This is a genomic window from Streptomyces sp. NBC_01077 (assembly GCF_045162855.1).
Classification (GTDB): Bacteria; Actinomycetota; Actinomycetes; order Streptomycetales; family Streptomycetaceae; genus Streptomyces.
On sequence record NZ_CP108669.1, the window covers coordinates 8,895,730 to 8,916,159 of the forward strand.

Sequence of the window (20,430 nt, forward strand, 5' to 3'; positions counted from 1 at the left end):
GACGCGCTGCCCCGCTGACCTGCTGATCCGCTGGGCCGGTGACTCGGGCCGGTGACGCGCAGACCTGCTCAGCCGTCTGCCGGCGAGCCCGGCGGCCCGCGTACGCTCGATCCCGTGCCGCCCACTCCCCGCCTCCACCGCGTCGCCGTCCTCGTACTCGAAGGGGCGAAGCCGCTCGACGTGGGCATCCCCGCGCAGGTCTTCACGACCCGCGCGAGCATGCCGTACGAGGTGAGGGTGTGCGGCGCGGAACCCGGACTGGTCGCCGGGGGCGACGGCCTGTCGTACGCCGTCGCCCACGGCCTGTCCACGCTCGCCTGGGCCGACATCGCCTTCGTCCCCGGCTACCGCTTCCCCGACCGCGAGGACCCGCCGCAGGCCGTGGTCGACGCGCTGATCGCGGCGCACGACCGGGGTGCCCGCCTCGCCGCGATCTCCACGGGCGCCTTCGCGCTCGCCGCGACCGGCCTGCTCGACGGCAAGCGGGCCACCACACACTGGCACTACACCCAGGCCCTCGCGGCGAAACGCCCCCTCGTCCAGGTCGACGAGAACGTGCTCTTCGTCGACGAGGGGAGCGTCCTCACCTCCGCCGGCGCCGCATCCGGCATCGACCTGTGCCTGCACATCCTGCGCGGCGACCTCGGCGTGGCCGCCGCGAACCACGCCGCCCGACGCCTGGTCGCCGCCCCCTACCGCAGCGGCGGCCAGGCGCAGTACGTGCCCCGCAGCCTGCCCGAGCCGCTCGGCGAACGGTTCGCCGCCACCCGGGAATGGGCCCTGCACCGCCTCGGCGAGCCGCTCACCCTCGACGTCCTGGCCCACCACGCGGCGGTCTCGGCGCGCACCTTCTCCCGCCGCTTCGTCGAGGACACCGGGTACACGCCCATGCAGTGGGTGATGCGCGCCCGCCTCGACCTCGCCCGCGAACTCCTGGAGCGCTCGGAGCGGAGCGTCGAGCAGATCGCCGCCGACGTCGGCCTCGGCACCGGAGCCAATCTGCGGCTGCACTTCCAGCGCATCCTCGGGACCACGCCGAGCGAGTACCGGCGGACCTTCACCAAGGGCGAGTGACCCCCGACGGGGTCCCGCCGGGGGTCCTGGCGCGATCCTTGCGGACCATGGCGATCCCGCCTCTGTCGAGGCCGGTCTCTCCGAGCGAACCTGGTGGCGACGCAGAAGTTGAAGGGACACTTTTCATGACTCGCATCGCCATCAACGGATTCGGCCGCATCGGACGCAACGTGCTGCGCGCACTGCTCGAGCGTGACACCGACCTCGAGGTCGTGGCCGTCAACGACCTGACGGAGCCGACCGCCCTCGCGCGACTGCTCGCCTTCGACTCGACCTCCGGCCGCCTCGGCCGCCCGGTGAGCGTCGACGGGGACACCCTCGTCGTCGACGGCCGCCGCATCAAGGTCCTCGCCGAGCGCGAGCCGGCGCAGCTTCCCTGGGCCGAGCTCGGCGTCGAGATCGTCCTTGAGGCGACCGGCCGCTTCACCAACGCCAAGGCCGCCCGCGCCCACCTCGACGCCGGTGCCAAGCGGGTGCTCGTCAGCGCGCCCGCCGACGGCGCCGATGTCACGCTCGCGTACGGCGTCAACACCGACGCGTACGACGCGGACCTGCACACGATCGTCTCGAACGCCTCGTGCACGACCAACGCGCTCGCGCCCCTCGCCAAGGTCCTCGACGACCTCGCCGGCATCGAGCACGGCTTCATGACGACGGTCCACGCCTACACGCAGGAGCAGAACCTGCAGGACGGCCCGCACCGCGACCCGCGTCGCGCCCGCGCCGCCGGCGTCAACATCGTGCCGACCTCGACGGGTGCCGCCAAGGCGATCGGCCACGTGCTGCCGAACCTCGACGGCAAGCTGTCGGGCGACTCGATCCGCGTACCCGTCCCGGTCGGCTCGATCGTCGAGCTCAACACCACCGTCGCCCGTGACGTGACCCGCGAGGACGTCCTCGAGGCGTACCGCGCCGCCGCGGCCGGCCCGCTCGCCGGTGTCCTGGAGTACTCGGAGGACGCCCTGGTCTCCTCCGACATCACGGGCAACCCGGCCTCGTCGATCTTCGACTCGGAGCTCACCCGCGTCGAGGGCCGCCACATCAAGGTCGTCGCCTGGTACGACAACGAGTGGGGCTTCTCGAACCGTGTGATCGACACCCTCCAGCTGCTGGCCCGCTGACCCCGGACGCCACCACCGCCCGCCGCCCTCGCCGAACCACGGATTCGGCGGGGGCGGTGTGCGTTCTGGGCAGATGCCCAAGGCGCCCCCGGAAGGTCTGGGCTCCTGCGGACAGACACTCGCCCCTGCGAGCTCGATCATGGCCTGGTCACGCTTGCGAGGACGCGCAACGTGCCGGATCCGTAAAGGAGTTCGTATGTCAGGGAGAACGAGCCGGGTGCTCGGCGGTCTTCTGCTCGCCGCCGTGATGGCCGTGTGCACCACGCCGGGCACCGCCGGCGCGGCCGCCGACGCGGGGACCACGGGCACCATTCCGTCCGTCGGCACCGACTGGGGCCGGACGGGCCCGTACGAGGTGAGCGTCGACATCGAGGCGGTGCACACCTTCTACTACCCGACGCACATGGGGCGGGCGGGCGAGCGCCACCCGGTGATCATCTGGGGCAACGGTACGGGCGCCGTGCCAGGCATCTACAGCTCGCTGCTGCGCCACTGGGCGAGCCAGGGCTTCATCGTCGCCGCCGCCAACACCCCCACGTCGAACTTCGCGATCAGCATGCGCGCGGGGATCGACGTCCTGGAGCACCGGAACGCGGACAGCTCCAGCAGGTTCCACGGCAAGGTGGACCTCGACCACATCGCCTCCGCCGGTCACTCGCAGGGCGGAGCCGCCGCCGTCAACGCGGCCGTCGACCCGCGGGTCGACACCGCCATCCCGATCCAGCCGGGCCCGCTGACCGACCCGGACCTGATGGACGAGCCCGTCTTCTACCTGGCGGGCCAGCGCGACCTGACGGTGTGGCCCGCCCTGGTGAAGGCCCTGTACCGGGACACGGACCACGCCCCCGCCGTGTACGGCGAGGTCCGCGGCGCCGGGCACCTCAGCTCCATCGGCGACGGAGGGGACTTCCGTGCCCCGACCACCGCCTGGCTGCGCTTCTGGCTGCTCGGCGACGAGAACGCGCGCGGGATGTTCTTCGGCCCCGGGTGCGGCTACTGCGTCGACAGCGACCTGTGGTCCGGCTGGGAGCGTAACGCCAAGGCGCTCCAGATCCCCGGGCCCACGGCCTGACGGCACCTCGGCGCGTACGAACGGCTCCGGGCGTCCCTCGACAGGGAGCGTCCCGGAGCCGTGTCGTTCCCCGGCGTCAGCGGCGGGCGGCCCGCACCAGGAGGGTGGAACCGAGGACCGGGACGCCCAACGAGAACACCATGGCCAGCAGGAGTTCCATCGGCCCGATCCGGGACGAGGCCCCGAGCAGGACGCCCAGGAAGGCCAGGACGGGTACGGCCACGGCGGTGGTGGTGCCGATGACCTTGTGGCGGGTCGTCCACTGCGGGGCGGTCCACAGCAGCACCAGGCCGACGATCATGGCAACCGCCCCCAAGGGGGAACTGAACAGGATCAACAGACCGGAGACGGCGAGCAGCACCGCGGTCAGCCACGTGCGGCCGGGCGCGGCCGGAGCCGGGGACGCCGAACCGGCGGGCGCCTCTTCGGCGAGGGCGGAGGCGGCGACGGTACGGGGCTCGCCGAGCCCGGCGAGGACCGCGCGGAGCTGGTCGTCGCCCTCCGCACCGCTGACCTCGATGTGCTCGCGGAGGTCCGCGAGGAGCTCGGCCCTGCGCTCGGCGGGCAGCTCGGCCGTCTCACGTGCGACGGCGTCGAGGTAGGCGGCGACGAGCGGGTGCTGGTCGGTGGCGTTCATGCGGAATCCCCCTGTGGGTCGGTGAGGAAGTGATCGACGGCGTCTCTGAACAACGGCCACGCCTGGGCGAACTCGGCGAGGGAGGCCCGGCCGACGCCCGTGAGCGTGTAGTACCGGCGCGGCGGCCCGCTGGGGGAGTCGCGCAGCTCGGTGTCGACGAGGCCTTCGCGACGCAGCCGCGACAGCAGGGGGTAGATCGTGCCCTGGCTGGTGGTCATGACGCTGACCGCGGAGAGTTCGGCGACGAGCTCGACGCCGTACTTCGCCTCGTCCCTGAGCAGCGCGAGGACGCAGTACTCCAGCACTCCCTTGCGGAGCTGGCTGGGGACTCTGTCGCCCGTCGCGTTCATTGCGTTACCAGGAACCATGTAATGCAAGATACGCGTGCCGGGGGTCTCCGACAAGCCTGACCCCCGGGGTGAGATCCACCCCGGGGGTCAGGCCGCCGTCCGTCAGCCCGCGGCCCGGTACGCCTCCGTCAGCTTGCCCACCGCGCCCGCGAGATCACCCGTGAGCAGCAGGTGGTCCGCGTCGGCGAACGGCTTGGCCGTGGCCCCGGTGATGTCCTGACCGATCTTCTTCTGGACGATCAGCCGCGCCACCGCGACGAGCTTCCGCCCCTCGGGGGAGCCGCCCCGGCCGGCCGCCTGGAGTGCCTTGGCGGCGATCCGCAGCGCCCGCAGCGCGGGCTCCCCGCCGGACGGCGCCGGGGTGAGGGTGGTCAGCCCCCAGCCGTACGGGTACTGCGGGTCGTAGCTGCCGTCACCCACGTTGAGGGGCAGCTGGGCCTCCGACTTCGGCCACGTCACCGGCAACTGACCGGTGAACGGCCGCTTGCCGTAGAGGACATCGGCGACGCCGTCGCCCTCCGTGCCCGGCAGCCAGGACGCGACCAGGGCGTCGACGGCCGGCAGTCGGTCGCCGATCAGCTGCGGCCGGCCCGACACGACCAGGACCGCGCACGGCATCGCCGCGCAGACCTTGTCGACCGCCGTCTTGTCGGCGGCCGTGAGTTCGAGGTCGTTGCCGTTGCCCACGTCACCGAACCCCTCCGCGTACGGGGTCTCGCCGACCACCACCACGCCGACGTCGTAACCGTCGGTCGGGGCGGAGGCGTCCTTAGACCAGGCGAGCTCGGCCCCGGGCGCGGCCTTGCGCATCCCCTCGAGGATCGTCGAACCGGTCGTCGTACGGCCGGAGGAACCCTGCCAGCTGATGGTCCAGCCACCGGCCTGGTTGCCGAGGTCGTCGGCGTTCGATCCGGCCACGTACACCTTCTGGGCGGGCTTCAGCGGCAGGACGGAGCCCTCGTTCTTCAGGAGCACCTGCGACTTCGCCACGGCCTCCCGCGCCACCGCACGGTGTTCGGCCGAGCCGATCGAGGGCAGGTTCGTGGTGTCCGCGTACGGCTTCTCGAAGAGACCGAGGCGGAACTTCTGGGTGAGGATGCGGGCCACCGCGTCGTCGATCCGCGCGGCGGGGATCCGGCCGGCCTCGACCTCGGCCGTGAGGGTCCGGGTGAACTCCTGGTAGTTCGTCGGCACCATGATCATGTCGAGGCCGGCGTTGACCGAGGTGCGCACATCGCTGGGGTAGTCGCCGGGGATCTGGTCGATGGCCTGCCAGTCGCTGATGACGAAGCCCTCGAAGCCCATCCGGTCCTTGAGGACGCCGTTGATCATCTCGGCGTTCGCGTGCATCTTCACCGGACCCTGCTCGTCGCCCAGGATGTCCAGGGAGGAGTACGAGGGCATCACCGTGCCGGTGCCGCGCTTCACCGCCTCGGCGAACGGGGCGAGGTGCACCGCTTCCAGCTCCGCGCGGGTGACCTTGGTGACGCCCTGGTCGATCGTGTACGAACCGGTGGCCGAGGAGCCGAAGGCGGTGCCGCCGTCGCCGACGAAGTGCTTCGCGCTGGTGAGGACCTTGTCGTCGCGGTCGAGGTCCTTGCCGTTCGGCGCGCCCTGCATGCCGTTGATGACGGTCTCCATGGCGGTGACGAGCGCCGGGTCCTCGCCGAAGGCCTCGTACGAACGGCCCCAGCGCTCGTCGCGGGTCACACAGAGACACGGGGCGAAGTCCCAGGGCACGCCGGTCGCCCGCACCTCCTTCGCGGTGACGGCGCCGGTCCGCGCGGCGAGCTCCGGGTCACGGCCCGCGCCGATGCCGATGTTGTGCGGCATGATCGTGGCGCCGATGACGTTGTTGTGCCCGTGCACCGCGTCCACGCCGTAGATCAGCGGGATCTGGTGGCGGGTCGCCTGCGCGCGCAGCTGGTACGCGTCGACCATCGCCGCCCAGGCCTCGGGCGTGTTGGGCGTGGGGACCGAGCCGCCGCCGGAGAGCAGGGACCCGAGCGCGTAGCCGGCGATGTCGCCCTGGGCCCGCAGCGCGTTGCGCTCGGCCTGCGTCATCTGGCCGGCCTTCTCCGCCAGGGACATCCGGGAGAGCAGATCGGCGACCCGCTTGCTTACCGGCAGCCTGGCGTCGAGGTACGGCAGGCCGTGCGCGTTGACCACGACGAGCGGGGTCTCGGCGGGCGCCTTGGCGCCGTCGACCGTGAGCCGCAGCGGAATCGTCTCGGCGGACTCGGCCGAACCGTCCTTCAAGGTCTGCACGGTGATCGCGCGGGTCGTACCGGAGGGCGTCCCCGCGGGGAACACGACGCTGCCCGTGACCGGCCGGTAGTCCTTCCCCGGCTCGGCCCTTCCCGGCTCGGTGCCGCCGCTCTCCGTCGCGTACGTCACGGTGACGGGCTCACCGATCGGCCCGGAGCCGGTGGTGGCCACCGAGATGTCGACCCGGGCACTGCCGCCCTCGTCGACGGGGTGCACGACGGACCTGGTGACCACCTTGGTGTTCAGGGCGGGCTCCGCCGTGCCGTACAGCTCGACGCCGTCCAGGGCGAACGCCCCCGGCGCCCCGGTCGGGAGCGTGACGGCGTACCCCCACATCCGGTCGAGCCCGAGCACCTGGTCGATGCCGCCGACGGGCTGGTAGTCGGTCCTGTACTGGAACTCCGAGAACGGGACCTCGACGAGGTGCCAGCCCTCCCAGTCGTCGGTGAAGGAGGTCGTCCACAGCTCGGACGCCTCGCCGTTCGCGCCGCCGTCCTTGATCTCCAGGGCGATCCGCTTGCCCGAGCCGGGCGGAAGCGGCGCCGTGTTCTGGCCGTACCACCAGAAACGGATGCCCCTGTACGCCGTCCAGTCGTGCGCCGGCCGGTCGAAGGCGAAGTCGTGGGTGAAGCCGCCCCAGCCGCTGATGTCGTAGCGGCCTTCGAGGACCTTGCCGCCCTCGGGGGCGTCGGCGCGCTCCCTCAGTTCGAGCTTCGGATGCGACTCGGTGGCGTTCCCCCAGGTGAACAAGCCCTCGGCAGGCGGTGACGCGAAGGGGGTCTCACCCTCGAACCGGTCGACGGCTCGGGGTGCGGGTTCCTGGGCGGCGGCACTCGGCAGGCCGCCGGTGAGCAGACCGGTGAGTACGGCGGTCGCGGCGACGACCGCCGCGCTCACCGTCCTTCTGCTGGGACGTGCGGGGGGCATGCGGGCTCCTTGAAGGGCCTTCTGGCGGGGGCGGAGGACTGTGCGAAGGGCTGGGAGGGGCAGGCGGGATCAGGCCGCGTCGTGGGTCCACTTCTGGTTGGCCCCGCCGGTGCAGGTCCAGATCTGCGCCCGGGTCCCGTCGGCGGAGGAGTTGCCGGTGATGTCCAGGCACTTGTTCGCGCCGGTGTTGACCACGTCGTGCGTGGTGGCGTTGTACGTCCAGCGCTGCGCGGCGGTGCCGTTGCAGTTGTACAACTGGACCTGCGCGCCGTCGGCCGTCGAACCGCCGGTGACGTCGAGGCACTTGCCGAGCGCCCGAACGCTGCCGTCGGCGGCGAGCGTCCAGCGCTGCGCCTCGGAGCCGTTGCAGCCGTACAGCTGGACGGGGGTGCCGTCGGCGGTGGCGCCGCCGGCCACGTCCAGGCACTTCCCGGCCAGACCGGTCAGCGTGCCGGCGCCGGTCCCGCCGCCGGTCGTCCCCGCCCAGGTGAAGGTCGCGGTGGTCCGGGCGGGCAGCGTGTACGCGAAGGACTGGTTGCCCCAGCCGACCCGGACGGACTGGGCGGAAGTGCCGCCGTTGTGGGCGATCAGCGCCTTGGAGCCGTCGGAGTTGCGCCAGGCCACGTTCTGGACCGTGCTGTTCGCGGTGGAGTCGATGCGGTACGCGCCGGGCCTGACGAACTTGGTGAGGTGGCCCGTCGTGTAGTACTCGACCGTGTAGTCGACCTGTCCGGCCCGGGCGCCGCCCTCCTGCACGGTGATGAGACCGGTGCAGGTGCCGCAGCCGCCGTTGTGCGGGCCCATGTTCTGGTTGAGCCCGAGGCTCCACTTGACCAGGCTGCCGCTCCAGTTGCGGGCGTAGTTGACGATGTCGCTCATGTCCTCGTTGTGCTGGTTCCCGATCCAGGTGCCGCCCGAGTGCTCGGTGCTGAACTGCTTCACCGACGGGTACTGGTTGTGGACCTGGGTGCCGACGGCCGGGTCGCCGAAGTAGCCGTGCCAGGCGATGCCGCCGAACAGCGGGTCGTTGCGCACGCCCGCGTCGTTCAGGATGCCGGCGCCGAAGTTCGCGTAGTCGCCGTAGTTCCAGTCGTGGACAAGGACCTTGGTGGTGATGCCCGCGGCCCGGAAGGCCGGGTAGACGTGGTTCTTGGTGAACTCGACGAGCCCGGCCGGGTTCCAGCTCATGCCCGGGTAGTTCATGGCGGTCGGGTTGCCGGCCTGACAGCAGTTCGGCTCGTTCTGTACGGAGAGGTAGTCGACCTTCACCCCGGCGGCCTGGTAGCTCTGCACGTACTTCACCAGGTACTGGGCGTACAGCGGGTAGTACTCCGCCTTCAGCCAGCCCATCTGGTCCATCCGGCCGTTGTCCTTCATCCAGCCCGGCGCGCTCCACGGCACGCCCTTGACCCGCAGGGCCGGGTTGAGCTGCTTGGCCTGCGCGGTCAGCAGTCGGACGTCGCTGTCGTAGCCGTTGCCGCCGAAGTCGTTGAGGTCGCAGCAGGTGTCGTCGAGGGAGACGTTCCCGGGCCGGGAGAGGTCGGAGGCGCCGATGGGGTTGCGTACGAAGGACAGGCCGATGCCCTCGGTCGGCGAGAACAGCTTGCGCATCACGTCGTCACGGGTGGCGGCGCTGATGGCTCCGCCGCGCAGCAGATGGGCGGTGGTGTCGGTGATCGACGCGCCGCCGCCCTCGAACTGCTGGTACGTGGTGTTCTCGTTGACGGTGATCGTGTGGTTCGCGGTGCCGCCGGCCGGGCCGAACGCGAGGGGCGCCTGCTGGGCGAGCCCGCGCGTGACGGTACGGCCGCCGGCGTCGGAGGTGGTGGTGAGCCAGACGTCGACCCGCTCGCCGGCGGCCTGCGCGGTGCCGGGCCCGGTGAGGACCAGGCTGCTCGCGACGAGGGCTCCCGCGGTGAGTGCGGTCAGTGGCCGGAGACGGCGGGTGCGGGGCCCGGCGTCCGCTCGTCGCTCCGGTCTCCCGGCTCCTCGCCGGAGGAACGTGCGTACACGCATGCGTGTGGTATGCACCTGACAACCCTTTCGCCGTTTCGCGCCTCGACGGACAACAACAGCAAGCCTTTTATCAAGGCATGAAGTTATGAGGCCCCTTTCTGCCCGTCAACCCTTCAAGCGTTGTCCGCTCTCATGGGTTGCGTTCGTCGGCCGCAAGGAGATGCTGATGACGCAACTCGCTTGCGAAGATTGCGATACTCTTGCGTTCATGACGCGACGACTTGCTCAAGTGGCCAAGAAGGTGGGAGTCAGCGAGGCGACGGTCAGCCGTGTCCTCAACGGAAAGCCCGGTGTCTCCGAGGCGACACGGCAGTCCGTTCTCACCGCGCTCGACGTGCTCGGTTACGAGCGGCCCACCCAGCTGCGGGGCGAGCGCGCACGCCTGGTCGGCCTCGTGCTGCCGGAGTTGCAGAACCCCATCTTCCCCGCGTTCGCGGAGGTGATCGGCGGCGCGCTCGCACAGCAGGGCCTGACCCCGGTCCTGTGCACCCAGACCAAGGGCGGCGTCTCCGAGGCGGACTACGTCGACCTCCTGCTCCAGCAGCAGGTGTCCGGAGTCGTCTTCGCCGGTGGGTTGTTCGCGCAGGCCGACGCGCCGCACGACCACTATCACCGGCTCGCGGAGCGCAACATCCCGGTGGTCCTGATCAACGCCTCCATCAAGGGGCTCAACTTCCCCTGCGTCTCCTGCGACGACGCCGTCGCCGTCGAACAGGCCTGGCGTCACCTGGCCTCCCTCGGGCACGAGCGGATCGGTCTCGTCCTCGGCCCCAGCGACCACGTGCCCTCGCGCCGCAAGCTCGAAGCGGCCCGGGCCGTGGCCGAGGCGGCCGGCGGGGAGCTGCCGGACGAGTACGTCGTACGGTCGATCTTCTCGCTCGAAGGCGGGCAGGCCGCCGCCACGCGCCTCCTGGAGCGGGGCGTCACCGGCATCGTGTGCGCCAGTGACCCGCTCGCCCTCGGCGCGATCAGGGCGGCCCGCCGCCGCGGACTCTCGGTCCCCTCGCAGGTGTCCGTCGTCGGCTTCGACGACTCCGCGTTCATGAACTGCACCGAGCCGCCGCTCTCCACCGTGCGCCAGCCCATCGAGGCGATGGGGCGGGCCGCCGTGGAGCTGCTGTGCGCCCAGATCTCCGGCACGCAGACGGACCCCGGCGAGCTCCTCTTCGAGCCCGAACTCGTGGTGCGCGGTTCGACGGCGCCGCCGCCGACCGTCTGATCCTTCCGCTCTCCGTTCCTCGGCTCCGGCGCCGGGGAGGCCTCACCGCCTCCCCGGCGCCGGAGCCGTTTGTCGTTGACCTGCGGGGATGCGGTACCTCAACTGCCGTTTCTGTCACGGCTGTTGACAAAGCGGTGACCTGCTAGAAACCTGACACCCCGGCGGCGCAAAAGATTAACGAAAACACTCAAGAAGTCTGTATCTCGCCGTCATTCATTGTCAGAGTTCCGCTGGGTTCCTGGCGAGAGGCACCGTGTCGACTCCGAGCCGGTGGCCCAGCAGACGGAGAGGCCCATATGAGAGGCAAAATCCTGAGCTGGCGGCTGACGATCGGCGTCCTGGTAGCCGGACTGATCGCCGTCGGACTCCTGCCGGTCACCGCCTACGCGGCAGCCGCGACCAACCTGGCCCTCGGCAGAACGGCGACGGCCGCGGGCGCCCACGGCGCGTATCCGGCGGGCAACGTCACCGACGGAAGCCAGCAGTCCTACTGGGAAGGCCCGGCCGGATCGTTCCCGCAGTGGGCGCAGGTGGACCTCGGCGCCGGAACCCGCGTCGACAGGGTCGTACTCAAACTGCCCACCACCTGGGAGGCCCGCTCCCAGACCGTCGCCGTGCTCGGCAGCACCGACGGCAGCACCTTCACCACCCTCGCCGCGCCCCAGTCACGGGCGTTCGACCCCTCCGCCTCGAACACGGTCACCATCGGCCTCACCTCCGCCACGACCCGGTACGTCCGCGTCCAGGTGACGGCCAACACCGGCTGGAACGCGGCCCAGCTCTCCGAGGTCGAGGTCTACGGCGAGAGCGGTGGCCCGGTCGACCCGCCGCCCACCGGCACCAACCTCGCGCGCAACAAGCCCATCGAGGCGACCTCGACGACCCAGACGTACGTCGCGGCCAACGCCAACGACGACAGCGCCACCACCTACTGGGAGTCCGCCGGCTTCCCGGCCGACCTGACGGTGAAGCTCGGCGCGAACGCCGACGTCACGGCCGTGGTCGTCAAGCTCGACCCGGCCCAGGCCTGGGGCCCGCGTACCCAGGCGATCCAGGTCCTCGGGCGTGAGCAGGCCGCCTCCGGCTTCACCTCGATCAAGGCACGGGCCGACTACGCGTTCAGCCCCTCCAGTGGCCAGAACACCCTCACCATCCCGGTGACCGGCCGCTACGCCGATCTGCGGCTGACCTTCTTCTCCAACACCGGCGCCCCCGGCGCCCAGGTCGCGGAGTTCCAGGTCGTGGGCGCGGCGGCGCCGGGCCCCGACCTCACCGTCACCGATCTGACCTGGACGCCGTCCTCCCCCTCCGAGACGGACGTCGTGACCGTCAACGCCACCGTGCGCAACGCCGGCAGCGCCGCGGCCGCCGCCACCACCGTCGAGGTCAGTGTCGAAGGTGCCACGGCCGGCTCCGCCCCGGTGGGCGCGCTCGCCGCCGGTGCCTCGGCGACCGTCGCGGTCACCGTGGGCAAGCGGCCCATGGGCTCGTACACCGTCTCGGCGGTGGTCGACCCGACCGACACCGTCCCCGAGCAGGACAACGGCAACAACAGCCGTACGGCCTCCGCGAAGCTGGTCGTCGGCCAGAGTCCCGGCCCCGACCTGCGGGTCACCGGGATCACCACCAACCCGTCCAGCCCGGCCGTCGGCTCCGCCGTCACCTTCACCGTCGCGGTCCAGAACCGCGGCACCGCCACCGCCGCCGGAACGGTCACCCGGCTGACCGCCGGAACCAGCACCCTCGACGGCGCCACCGGCACCATCGCCGCGGGCCAGACGGTCAACGTGCCGATCTCCGGCAGCTGGACGGCCACCACCGGGGGCGCCACGCTCACCGCGACCGCCGACGCCACCGGCACCCTCACCGAGACCGACGAGAGCAACAACGTCTTCTCGCGCTCCCTCGTCGTGGGCCGGGGCGCCGCCGTTCCGTACTCCGAGTACGAGGCGGAGGACGCCCGCTACCAGGGCACCCTGCTCACCGCCGACCAGAAGCGGACCTTCGGACACACCAACTTCGCCACCGAGTCCTCCGGCCGCAAGTCGGTCCGCCTCAACTCCACCGGTGAGTTCGTCGAGTTCACCTCCACCAACCCGGCCAACTCCATCGTCGTGCGCAACTCCGTGCCCGACGCGGCCGCCGGCGGCGGCGCCGACGCCACCCTCAGCCTCTACGCGAACGACGTCTTCGTCCGGAAGCTGACCCTGTCGTCCAAGCACAGCTGGCTGTACGGCAGCACCGACGACCCCGAAGGACTCACCAACCGGCCCGGCGGCGACGCCCGGCGCCTCTTCGACGAGTCCCACGCCCTGCTCGCCCAGTCGTACCCGGTGGGCACGAAGTTCCGCCTCCAGCGCGACGCCGGGGACTCGGCGTCCTTCTACATCATCGACCTGATCGACCTGGAGCAGGTGGCGCCCCCGGCCGCCAAGCCGGCGAACTGCGTCTCCATCACCGAGTACGGCGCCGTCCCCAACGACGGCATCGACGACACCGACGCCCTCCAGCGCGCGGTGACCGCCGACCAGAACGGCCAGATCCCCTGCGTGTGGATCCCCGCCGGTCAGTGGCGCCAGGAGCAGAAGATCCTCACCGACGACCCGCTCAACCGCGGTCAGTTCAACCAGGTCGGCATCCGGGACGTCACCATCCGCGGAGCCGGCATGTGGCACTCCCAGCTGTACACCCTCACCCCGCCGCACGAGGCCGGCGGCATCAACCACCCGCACGAGGGCAACTTCGGCTTCGACATCGACCACAACACCCAGATCTCCGACATCGCCATCTTCGGTTCGGGAGCGATCCGCGGCGGTGACGGCAACGCCGAGGGCGGCGTCGGCCTCAACGGGCGCTTCGGCAAGGACACCAGGATCAGCAACGTCTGGATCGAGCACGCCAACGTCGGCGTCTGGGCCGGCCGCGACTACTCCAACATCCCTGAGCTGTGGGGTCCCGGAGACGGCCTGGAGTTCACCGGCATGCGGATCCGCAACACCTACGCGGACGGCATCAACTTCGCCAACGGCACCCGTAACTCGACCGTCTTCAACTCGTCCTTCCGCAACACCGGCGACGACGCCCTGGCCGTATGGGCCAGCAAGTACGTCAAGGACACCTCGGTCGATGTCGGCCACGACAACCACTTCCGCAACAACACCATCCAGTTGCCCTGGCGCGCCAACGGCATCGCGGTCTACGGAGGTTACGGCAACACCATCGAGAACAACATCATCTCGGACACCATGAACTACCCCGGCATCATGTTGGCGACCGACCACGACCCGCTGCCCTTCTCCGGCCAGACCCTCATCTCCAACAACGCGCTGCACCGCACGGGCGGCGCGTTCTGGAACGAGGACCAGGAGTTCGGCGCCATCACCCTGTTCGCCCAGGGCCAGCCCATCCCGGGCGTCACCATCCGGGACACCGAGATCCTCGACTCGACGTACGACGGCATCCAGTTCAAGACGGGTGGCGGCGAGATGCCGGACGTGAAGATCACCAACGTCCGCATCGACAAGTCGGTCAACGGCTCCGGAATCCTCGCGATGAGCGGCGCCCGCGGCAGCGCGACGCTGACCGGCGTGACCATCACCAACTCGGCCGAGGGCGACGTCCTCGTCGAACCCGGATCCCAGTTCGTCGTCAACAGGGCCGGGTGACCCCCGTGCACACGATTCGAGAGCGAGGACGGATGAGTTTCCGCCACTGGAGATCACGGGGCCTGAGCGCCGTGATCGCGACCAGCCTCCTGGCACTGGGGGGACCGCTCATGTCCGCCCAGGCGGCGGGCGGCCCCAACATCGCCCTGGGCGACGCCGCCGCGGCGTCCGGCGCCCACGCCGAGTACGGCGCAGCGCACATCACCGACGGCGATCAGGGCACGTACTGGCAGAGCGCGGGCAGCACCCTGCCCCAGTGGGTCCAGGTCGACCTCGGCACCACGACCCGCGTCGACGAGGTGGTCCTGAAGCTGCCCGCCGGCTGGGAGAGCCGCAACCAGACGCTCTCCGTCCAGGGCAGCGCCGACGGCACGAGCTTCGCCACCCTCAAGAACTCCGCCTCCTACACGTTCGGCCCGGGCGCGGCCAACACCGTCACGGTCTCCTTCCCCGCCACCCAGACCCGGTTCGTACGGGTCGACATCACCGCCAACTCCGGCTGGCAGGCCGCGCAGCTCTCCGAACTGGAGGTGCACGCCGCCGAGGGATCCTCGGCGAACCTGGCGAGCGGCCGCACCCTGACCGCGAGCAGCCACACCGAGGTGTACGCGGCGGGCAACGCCAACGACGGCAACCGGGCCACCTACTGGGAGAGCGCCAACAACGCGCTCCCGCAGTGGATCCAGGCCGACCTCGGCTCGTCCGTCCGCGTCGACCGGGTCGTCCTGCGCCTCCCCGACACCTGGGGCGCGCGCAGCCAGACCCTCAAGATCCAGGGCAGCGCGAACGGCACCGCCTTCACCGACCTGACCGCCTCCCAGGCGTACACCTTCGACGCCGCCGGGGGACGGGCCGCGACGATCACGTTCGACGCGGCCACCACCCGGTACGTCCGGGTCCTCGTCACGGCGAACAGCGTCCAGCCCGCCGCCCAGGTCTCCGAACTGGAGATCTACGGGCCGGCCTCGGGCGACACCCAGGCCCCGTCCGCGCCCGCGAACCTCGCCTTCACCCAGCCGGCCACCGATCAGATCAGGCTGACCTGGAACGCGGCCACCGACAACACCGGCGTGACCGGCTACGACATCTACGCCAACGGCACCCTCCTGACCAGCGTCGCCGGTGACGTCACCGCTTTCACCGACACCCGGCCGGCGAACCAGACGGTGACCTACCGCGTCCGCGCGAAGGACGCCGCCGGCAACCAGTCGGCCGACAGCAACGCCGTCACCCGCGCCGGCGACACGGGGGACACCCAAGCCCCGACGGCCCCCGCGAACCTCGCGCTCACCGAGCCCGCCGCCGGCCAGGTCAAGCTGACCTGGAACGCCTCCTCGGACAACACCGGCGTCACCGGCTACGACGTGTACGCCAACAACGTCCTCCGGGGCAGCGTCGCCGGAAACGTCACCACCTACACCGACAACCAGCCCGCCTCCGCCACCGTCACCTACCGCGTCCGCGCGAAGGACGCGGCGGGCAACCAGTCGGCCGACAGCAACGCCGTCACCCGCACCGGCAGCGGCGGCGCGGGCTCCAACCTCGCCGTAGGAAAGGAGATCGACGCCTCCTCCGTCGTGCACACCTTCGTCGCGGCCAACGCCAACGACAACAACGTGAGCACCTACTGGGAAGGCGCCGGCGGCAGCTACCCGAACACCCTGACCGTCAAGCTGGGCTCCAACGCCGACGTCGACAGCCTCGTCCTCAAGCTCAACCCGGACACGGCCTGGTCGACGCGCAACCAGACCGTCGAGGTCCTCGGCCGCGAGCAGAGCGCCACCGGCTTCGGCGGCCTCGTCGCCGCGAAGAGCTACACGTTCGACCCGGCGAGCGGCAACACCGTCACCATCCCCGTCTCCGCCCGGGTCGCCGACGTCCAGCTGAAGTTCACCGCCAACACCGGCTCCGCGGCGGGCCAGCTCGCGGAGTTCCAGGTCATCGGCGTCCCCGCCCCCAACCCGGACCTCGAAGTCACCGGCCTGACCACCACGCCCGCCGCGCCGGTCGAGTCGGACCCGATCACGGTCACCGCCACCGTCCGCAACAGCGGCCCGGCCGCCGCACCGGCCAGCACGGTCGCACTGCGCCTCGGCGGCACCAAGGTCGCCACCGCCCAGGTCGGCGCCCTGGCCGCCGGCGCCCAGACCACGGTCAGCGCCTCCATCGGCGCCCGCGACGCCGGCACCTACCAGCTGAGTGCCGTCGCCGACGAGGCGAACGCCGTCATCGAGCAGAACGAGTCCAACAACACCTTCACCAGTCCGACCTCCCTGGTGGTCAAGTCGGTGTCCAGCTCCGACCTGGTCGCCGCCACGGTGACGACCTCGCCGTCCAGCCCGGCCGCCGGGGACACGGTCACCTTCAAGGTGGCCCTGAAGAACCAGGGGACCGCGGCGAGCGCCGCGGGCAGCCACGGCGTCGTCCTCACCCTCACGGACTCGACGGGTGCCACGGTCAAGACCCTGACGGGCGCCCACAGCGGAGTCCTCGCCCCCGGCGCCGGAGCCGATGTGAACCTCGGTCCGTGGACCGCGGCCAACGGCTCGTACACCGTGAAGGTCGTCGTCGCCGACGACGCGAACGAACTCCCGGTGAAGCGCGCCAACAACACCTCCACCCAGCCCCTCTTCGTCGGACGCGGCGCCAACATGCCGTACGACATGTACGAGGCGGAGGACGGCACGGTCGGCGGCGGAGCCACCGTCGCCGGGCCCAACCGCACGATCGGCGACATCGCGGGCGAGGCCTCCGGCCGCAAGGCCGTGAGCCTGGACGCGACGGGGGAGTACGTCGAGTTCACCACCCGGCGCTCGACCAACACCCTCGTCACCCGCTTCTCGATCCCGGACGCCCCGGGCGGTGGCGGCATCGACTCCACCCTCGGCGTCTACGTCGACGGGGTGTTCAAGAAGTCGCTCCCGCTGACGTCGAAGTACGCCTGGCTGTACGGCGCCGAGGCCGGCCCCGGCAACTCCCCGGGCTCGGGCGCCCCGCGCCACATCTACGACGAGGCGCACCTCCTCCTCGGCGAGACCGTCCCGGCGGGCAGCAGGATCCGCCTGCAGAAGGACGCGGCGAACACCTCCACCTACGCGATCGACTTCGTGAACCTGGAGCAGGTCGCCCCGGTCGCGAACCCGGACCCGGCCACGTACACCGTGCCGGCCGGATTCGGCCACCAGGACGTGCAGAACGCCCTGGACAAGGTCCGGATGGACACCACCGGCACCCTCGTCGGTGTCTATCTGCCGCCGGGGGACTACCAGACGTCGAGCAAGTTCCAGGTGTACGGCAAGCCGGTAAGGGTGATCGGCGCCGGACCGTGGTACACGACGTTCCACGCGCCCTCCACGCAGGACAACACGGACGTCGGATTCCGCGCCGAGGCGGCGGCCAAGGGCTCGCTGTTCAAGGGCTTCGCCTACTTCGGCAACTACACCTCGCGCATCGACGGACCGGGCAAGGTCTTCGACTTCGCGAACGTCACGGACATCGTCATCGACGACATCTGGAACGAGCACATGGTGTGCCTGTACTGGGGTGCCAACACCGACCGGATCACGATCAAGAACTCGCGCATCCGCAACCTGTTCGCCGACGGCATCAACATGACCAACGGCTCGACGGACAACCACGTCGTCAACAACGACGCGCGGGCGACCGGTGACGACAGCTTCGCCCTGTTCTCCGCGATCGACGCCGGCGGCGCCGACATGAAGAACAACGTCTACGAGAACCTCACCACCACCCTGACCTGGCGAGCGGCGGGCGTGGCCGTCTACGGCGGCTACAACAACACCTTCCGCAACATCCACATCGCCGACACGCTCGTCTACGCGGGCATCACCATCTCCTCCCTGGACTTCGGCTACCCGATGAACGGCTTCGGGACCGAACCCACGACCTTCGAGAACATCTCCATCGTCCGGGCGGGCGGCCATTTCTGGGGCTCCCAGACCTTCCCCGGCATCTGGGTGTTCTCCGCCTCCAAGGTCTTCCAGGGCATCAGGGTGAACCATGTCGACATCGTCGACCCCACCTACAGCGGGGTGATGTTCCAGACGAACTACGTGGGCGGTCAGCCACAGTTCCCCATCAAGGACACCGTGTTCACGGACGTCTCGATCACGGGCGCGCGCAAGAGCGGTGACGCCTTCGACGCCAAGTCCGGTTTCGGGCTGTGGGCCAACGAGCTGCCCGAGTCGGGGCAGGGACCCGCCGTGGGCGAGGTGACCTTCAACGGGCTGCGGTTGAGCAACAACGCGGTGGACATCCGTAACACCACCTCCACGTTCAAGATCAACGTCAACCCGTAACCTCCGCCCTCCTCTCTCGCGAGGCCGATGCAGGTGACTTGCAGCCACTTGCATCGGTCTTGCGTGCGTTCTGTCAGCCTGGTCGAGCCACCAGGCCTTGCCGGTCGCTCTGCAGGACCCCTGAACTGCCGGTTTCTGGGCGGCTGGATCTGTTCATTACCTCCTGACTGTCAGGCAATTACGAAATCAGCGCGATATCTTGCGTTCACTTGTTGAGGGTGGTTGAGTGTGCGACGCCCCACAACGCACAGGCGGTGGGGCGACCTCCACGTTCAGGCCCGAAGGGGACCACCCATGAGAAGAGCCCGGTTCCGCCGTACGCGCCGCGCCAGCGCGGTCACCCTCGTCTCCGCGCTCACGCTGGCCGCACTCGCCGCCTGCGGCACGAGCAGCAGCAACAACGGCAGCGGCGGTTCCGAGGGCGGCGGGTCCTCCGACCCCACCGCCCCGCTGGACCCGAAGACCAAGGTGACGCTCACCATCGACTGCATGCCCCCCGCGGCGAAGGCGGCCGAGCTCAAGGAGTGGAAGGAGGACGTCGCCGAGTTCAACAAGACCTACCCGAACGTCACCATCGAGGGCCGCTCCACCCCCGGCCAGTGCCTGGAGCCGCCGCGGTTCACCGCGATGCTCAAGGCCAAGTCCCAGCCGGACGTGTTCTACACCTACTTCACCGACCTGCCGCAGGTCCTCTCCGAGGACGGCGCCGCGGACATCACCGCGTACGTCCACGACAAGAGCGTGCCGCTCCTGAAGGACATCGACCCGAACGTCCTCGGCTCCCTCAAGCAGGACGGCAAGCTGTACGGCCTGCCCACCAGCAACTACACGATGGGCCTGCTGGTCAACCGCAAGCTCTTCACCCAGGCCGGCCTGGACCCCGACGCCCCGCCGCGCACCTGGGAAGAGGTCCGCACCGCCGCCAAGAAGATCGCCGCGCTCGGCAACGGCATCGCCGGCTTCGGCGAGTACAGCGCCGGCAACACCGGCGGCTGGCACTTCACCGCGCAGATGTACAGCATCGGCGGCGAGGTCGTCGACGCGAGCGGCAAGAAGGCCGCGTTCAACAACGAGCTCGGCAAGCAGGTGGCCAAGAACCTCCACGCCATGCGCTGGGAGGACGACAGCATGGGCAAGACCCAGCTGCTCAAGTGGGGCGACCTGCAGAAGCAGATCGCCACCGACAAGCTCGGCATGTTCCTCGCCGCCCCCGACGACATCGCGTACATGGTCCAGCAACTCGGTGCGACGTACGAGAACTTCGGCATGGGCCCCATCCCCGGCGAGAAGAACACCCTGGCCGGCGGCAACAACTACATGATCAAGCAGGGCATCTCCGGCGACAAGATCAAGGCCGCGGTCGCCTGGCTCACCTTCAAGAACCTCACCGTCGGCAAGGGGCAGTTCGACTGGGCCCGCACCAAGAAGGACGCCCTCCCCGTCGGCGTCCCGCAGCCCAACTTCTGGCTGAACGACGCCAAGACGAAGGACGACGCCGCACGCGTCGCCAACGCCACCATGCCGGTCGCGAACTTCAAGTCCTTCATGGACAACCCCGTCGCGGGCAAGGCCGAGCCGCCGAAGGCGCAGGAGGTCTACAAAGTCCTCGACAACGTGATGTCCGGCCTCCTCACCAACAAGGACGCCGACATCGACAAGCTCCTCGCCACCGCCGAGGCACAGGTCAACCAGGTCCTCGCACAGCAGTGACGGGCCCCGGCGGGGGCGGACCGAACCGCCCCCGCCGGCCCCCGTACCCCAC

11 protein-coding genes are annotated in these 20,430 nt (G+C 70.3%); 7 read left to right on the forward strand and 4 right to left on the reverse strand.

All coding sequences use genetic code 11. The features are described from left to right. Window positions 1-114: 114 nt before the first annotated feature. From OG462_RS39850 to OG462_RS39860, 3 genes are all read left to right on the forward strand, one after another. Entirely contained in the window at window positions 115-1,074 is a 960-nt protein-coding gene (locus OG462_RS39850) for a GlxA family transcriptional regulator (protein ID WP_406065642.1), read from the forward strand. A gap of 125 nt (window positions 1,075-1,199) precedes the next feature. Continuing rightward, window positions 1,200-2,195 (forward strand): type I glyceraldehyde-3-phosphate dehydrogenase, encoded by a 996-nt coding sequence (gene gap / locus OG462_RS39855; protein WP_406065644.1) that lies wholly within the window; start codon window positions 1,200-1,202, stop codon window positions 2,193-2,195. A 196-nt stretch (window positions 2,196-2,391) separates the two neighbouring features. Beyond that, window positions 2,392-3,267, forward strand: coding sequence for a chlorophyllase/cutinase-like alpha/beta fold protein (locus tag OG462_RS39860; RefSeq protein WP_406065646.1), 876 nt, complete (start codon window positions 2,392-2,394; stop codon window positions 3,265-3,267). A 76-nt stretch (window positions 3,268-3,343) separates the two neighbouring features. On the opposite strand, the gene OG462_RS39865 is transcribed toward OG462_RS39860, so the two are convergent. From OG462_RS39865 to OG462_RS39880, 4 genes are all read right to left on the reverse strand, one after another. Continuing rightward, window positions 3,344-3,904 (reverse strand): HAAS signaling domain-containing protein, encoded by a 561-nt coding sequence (locus OG462_RS39865; protein WP_406065648.1) that lies wholly within the window; start codon window positions 3,902-3,904, stop codon window positions 3,344-3,346. Beyond that, the gene (locus OG462_RS39870) at window positions 3,901-4,272 is read right to left on the reverse strand and encodes a PadR family transcriptional regulator (protein WP_406065650.1); all 372 of its coding nucleotides are present in this window, start codon (window positions 4,270-4,272) and stop codon (window positions 3,901-3,903) included. Before OG462_RS39870 ends, OG462_RS39865 begins: the two co-directional genes overlap by 4 nt. 84 nt (window positions 4,273-4,356) lie before the next feature. After that, a complete protein-coding gene (locus OG462_RS39875) occupies window positions 4,357-7,449 on the reverse strand; it encodes a glycoside hydrolase family 3 protein (RefSeq protein WP_406065652.1) in 3,093 nt (1,030 codons plus the stop codon). 69 nt (window positions 7,450-7,518) lie between these two features. Beyond that, window positions 7,519-9,465 (reverse strand): lectin, encoded by a 1,947-nt coding sequence (locus OG462_RS39880; RefSeq protein WP_406065654.1) that lies wholly within the window; start codon window positions 9,463-9,465, stop codon window positions 7,519-7,521. A 208-nt stretch (window positions 9,466-9,673) separates the two neighbouring features. Between OG462_RS39880 and OG462_RS39885 the strand changes: the two genes are divergently transcribed. The 4 genes from OG462_RS39885 to OG462_RS39900 all read left to right on the forward strand — a co-directional run bounded on the left by OG462_RS39885 (window position 9,674) and on the right by OG462_RS39900 (window position 20,378). After that, window positions 9,674-10,684 carry a LacI family DNA-binding transcriptional regulator gene (locus tag OG462_RS39885; protein WP_406065655.1) on the forward strand — a complete coding sequence of 337 codons (1,011 nt, stop codon included), beginning with the start codon at window positions 9,674-9,676 and terminating at the stop codon, window positions 10,682-10,684. A 296-nt stretch (window positions 10,685-10,980) separates the two neighbouring features. Beyond that, entirely contained in the window at window positions 10,981-14,349 is a 3,369-nt protein-coding gene (locus tag OG462_RS39890; protein ID WP_406065656.1) for a CARDB domain-containing protein, read from the forward strand. Between the two features lie 32 nt (window positions 14,350-14,381). Continuing rightward, the gene (locus OG462_RS39895; protein ID WP_406065658.1) at window positions 14,382-18,668 is read left to right on the forward strand and encodes a discoidin domain-containing protein; all 4,287 of its coding nucleotides are present in this window, start codon (window positions 14,382-14,384) and stop codon (window positions 18,666-18,668) included. 294 nt (window positions 18,669-18,962) lie between these two features. Further along, window positions 18,963-20,378 (forward strand): extracellular solute-binding protein, encoded by a 1,416-nt coding sequence (locus OG462_RS39900; RefSeq protein ID WP_406065660.1) that lies wholly within the window; start codon window positions 18,963-18,965, stop codon window positions 20,376-20,378. Window positions 20,379-20,430 lie beyond the last annotated feature (52 nt).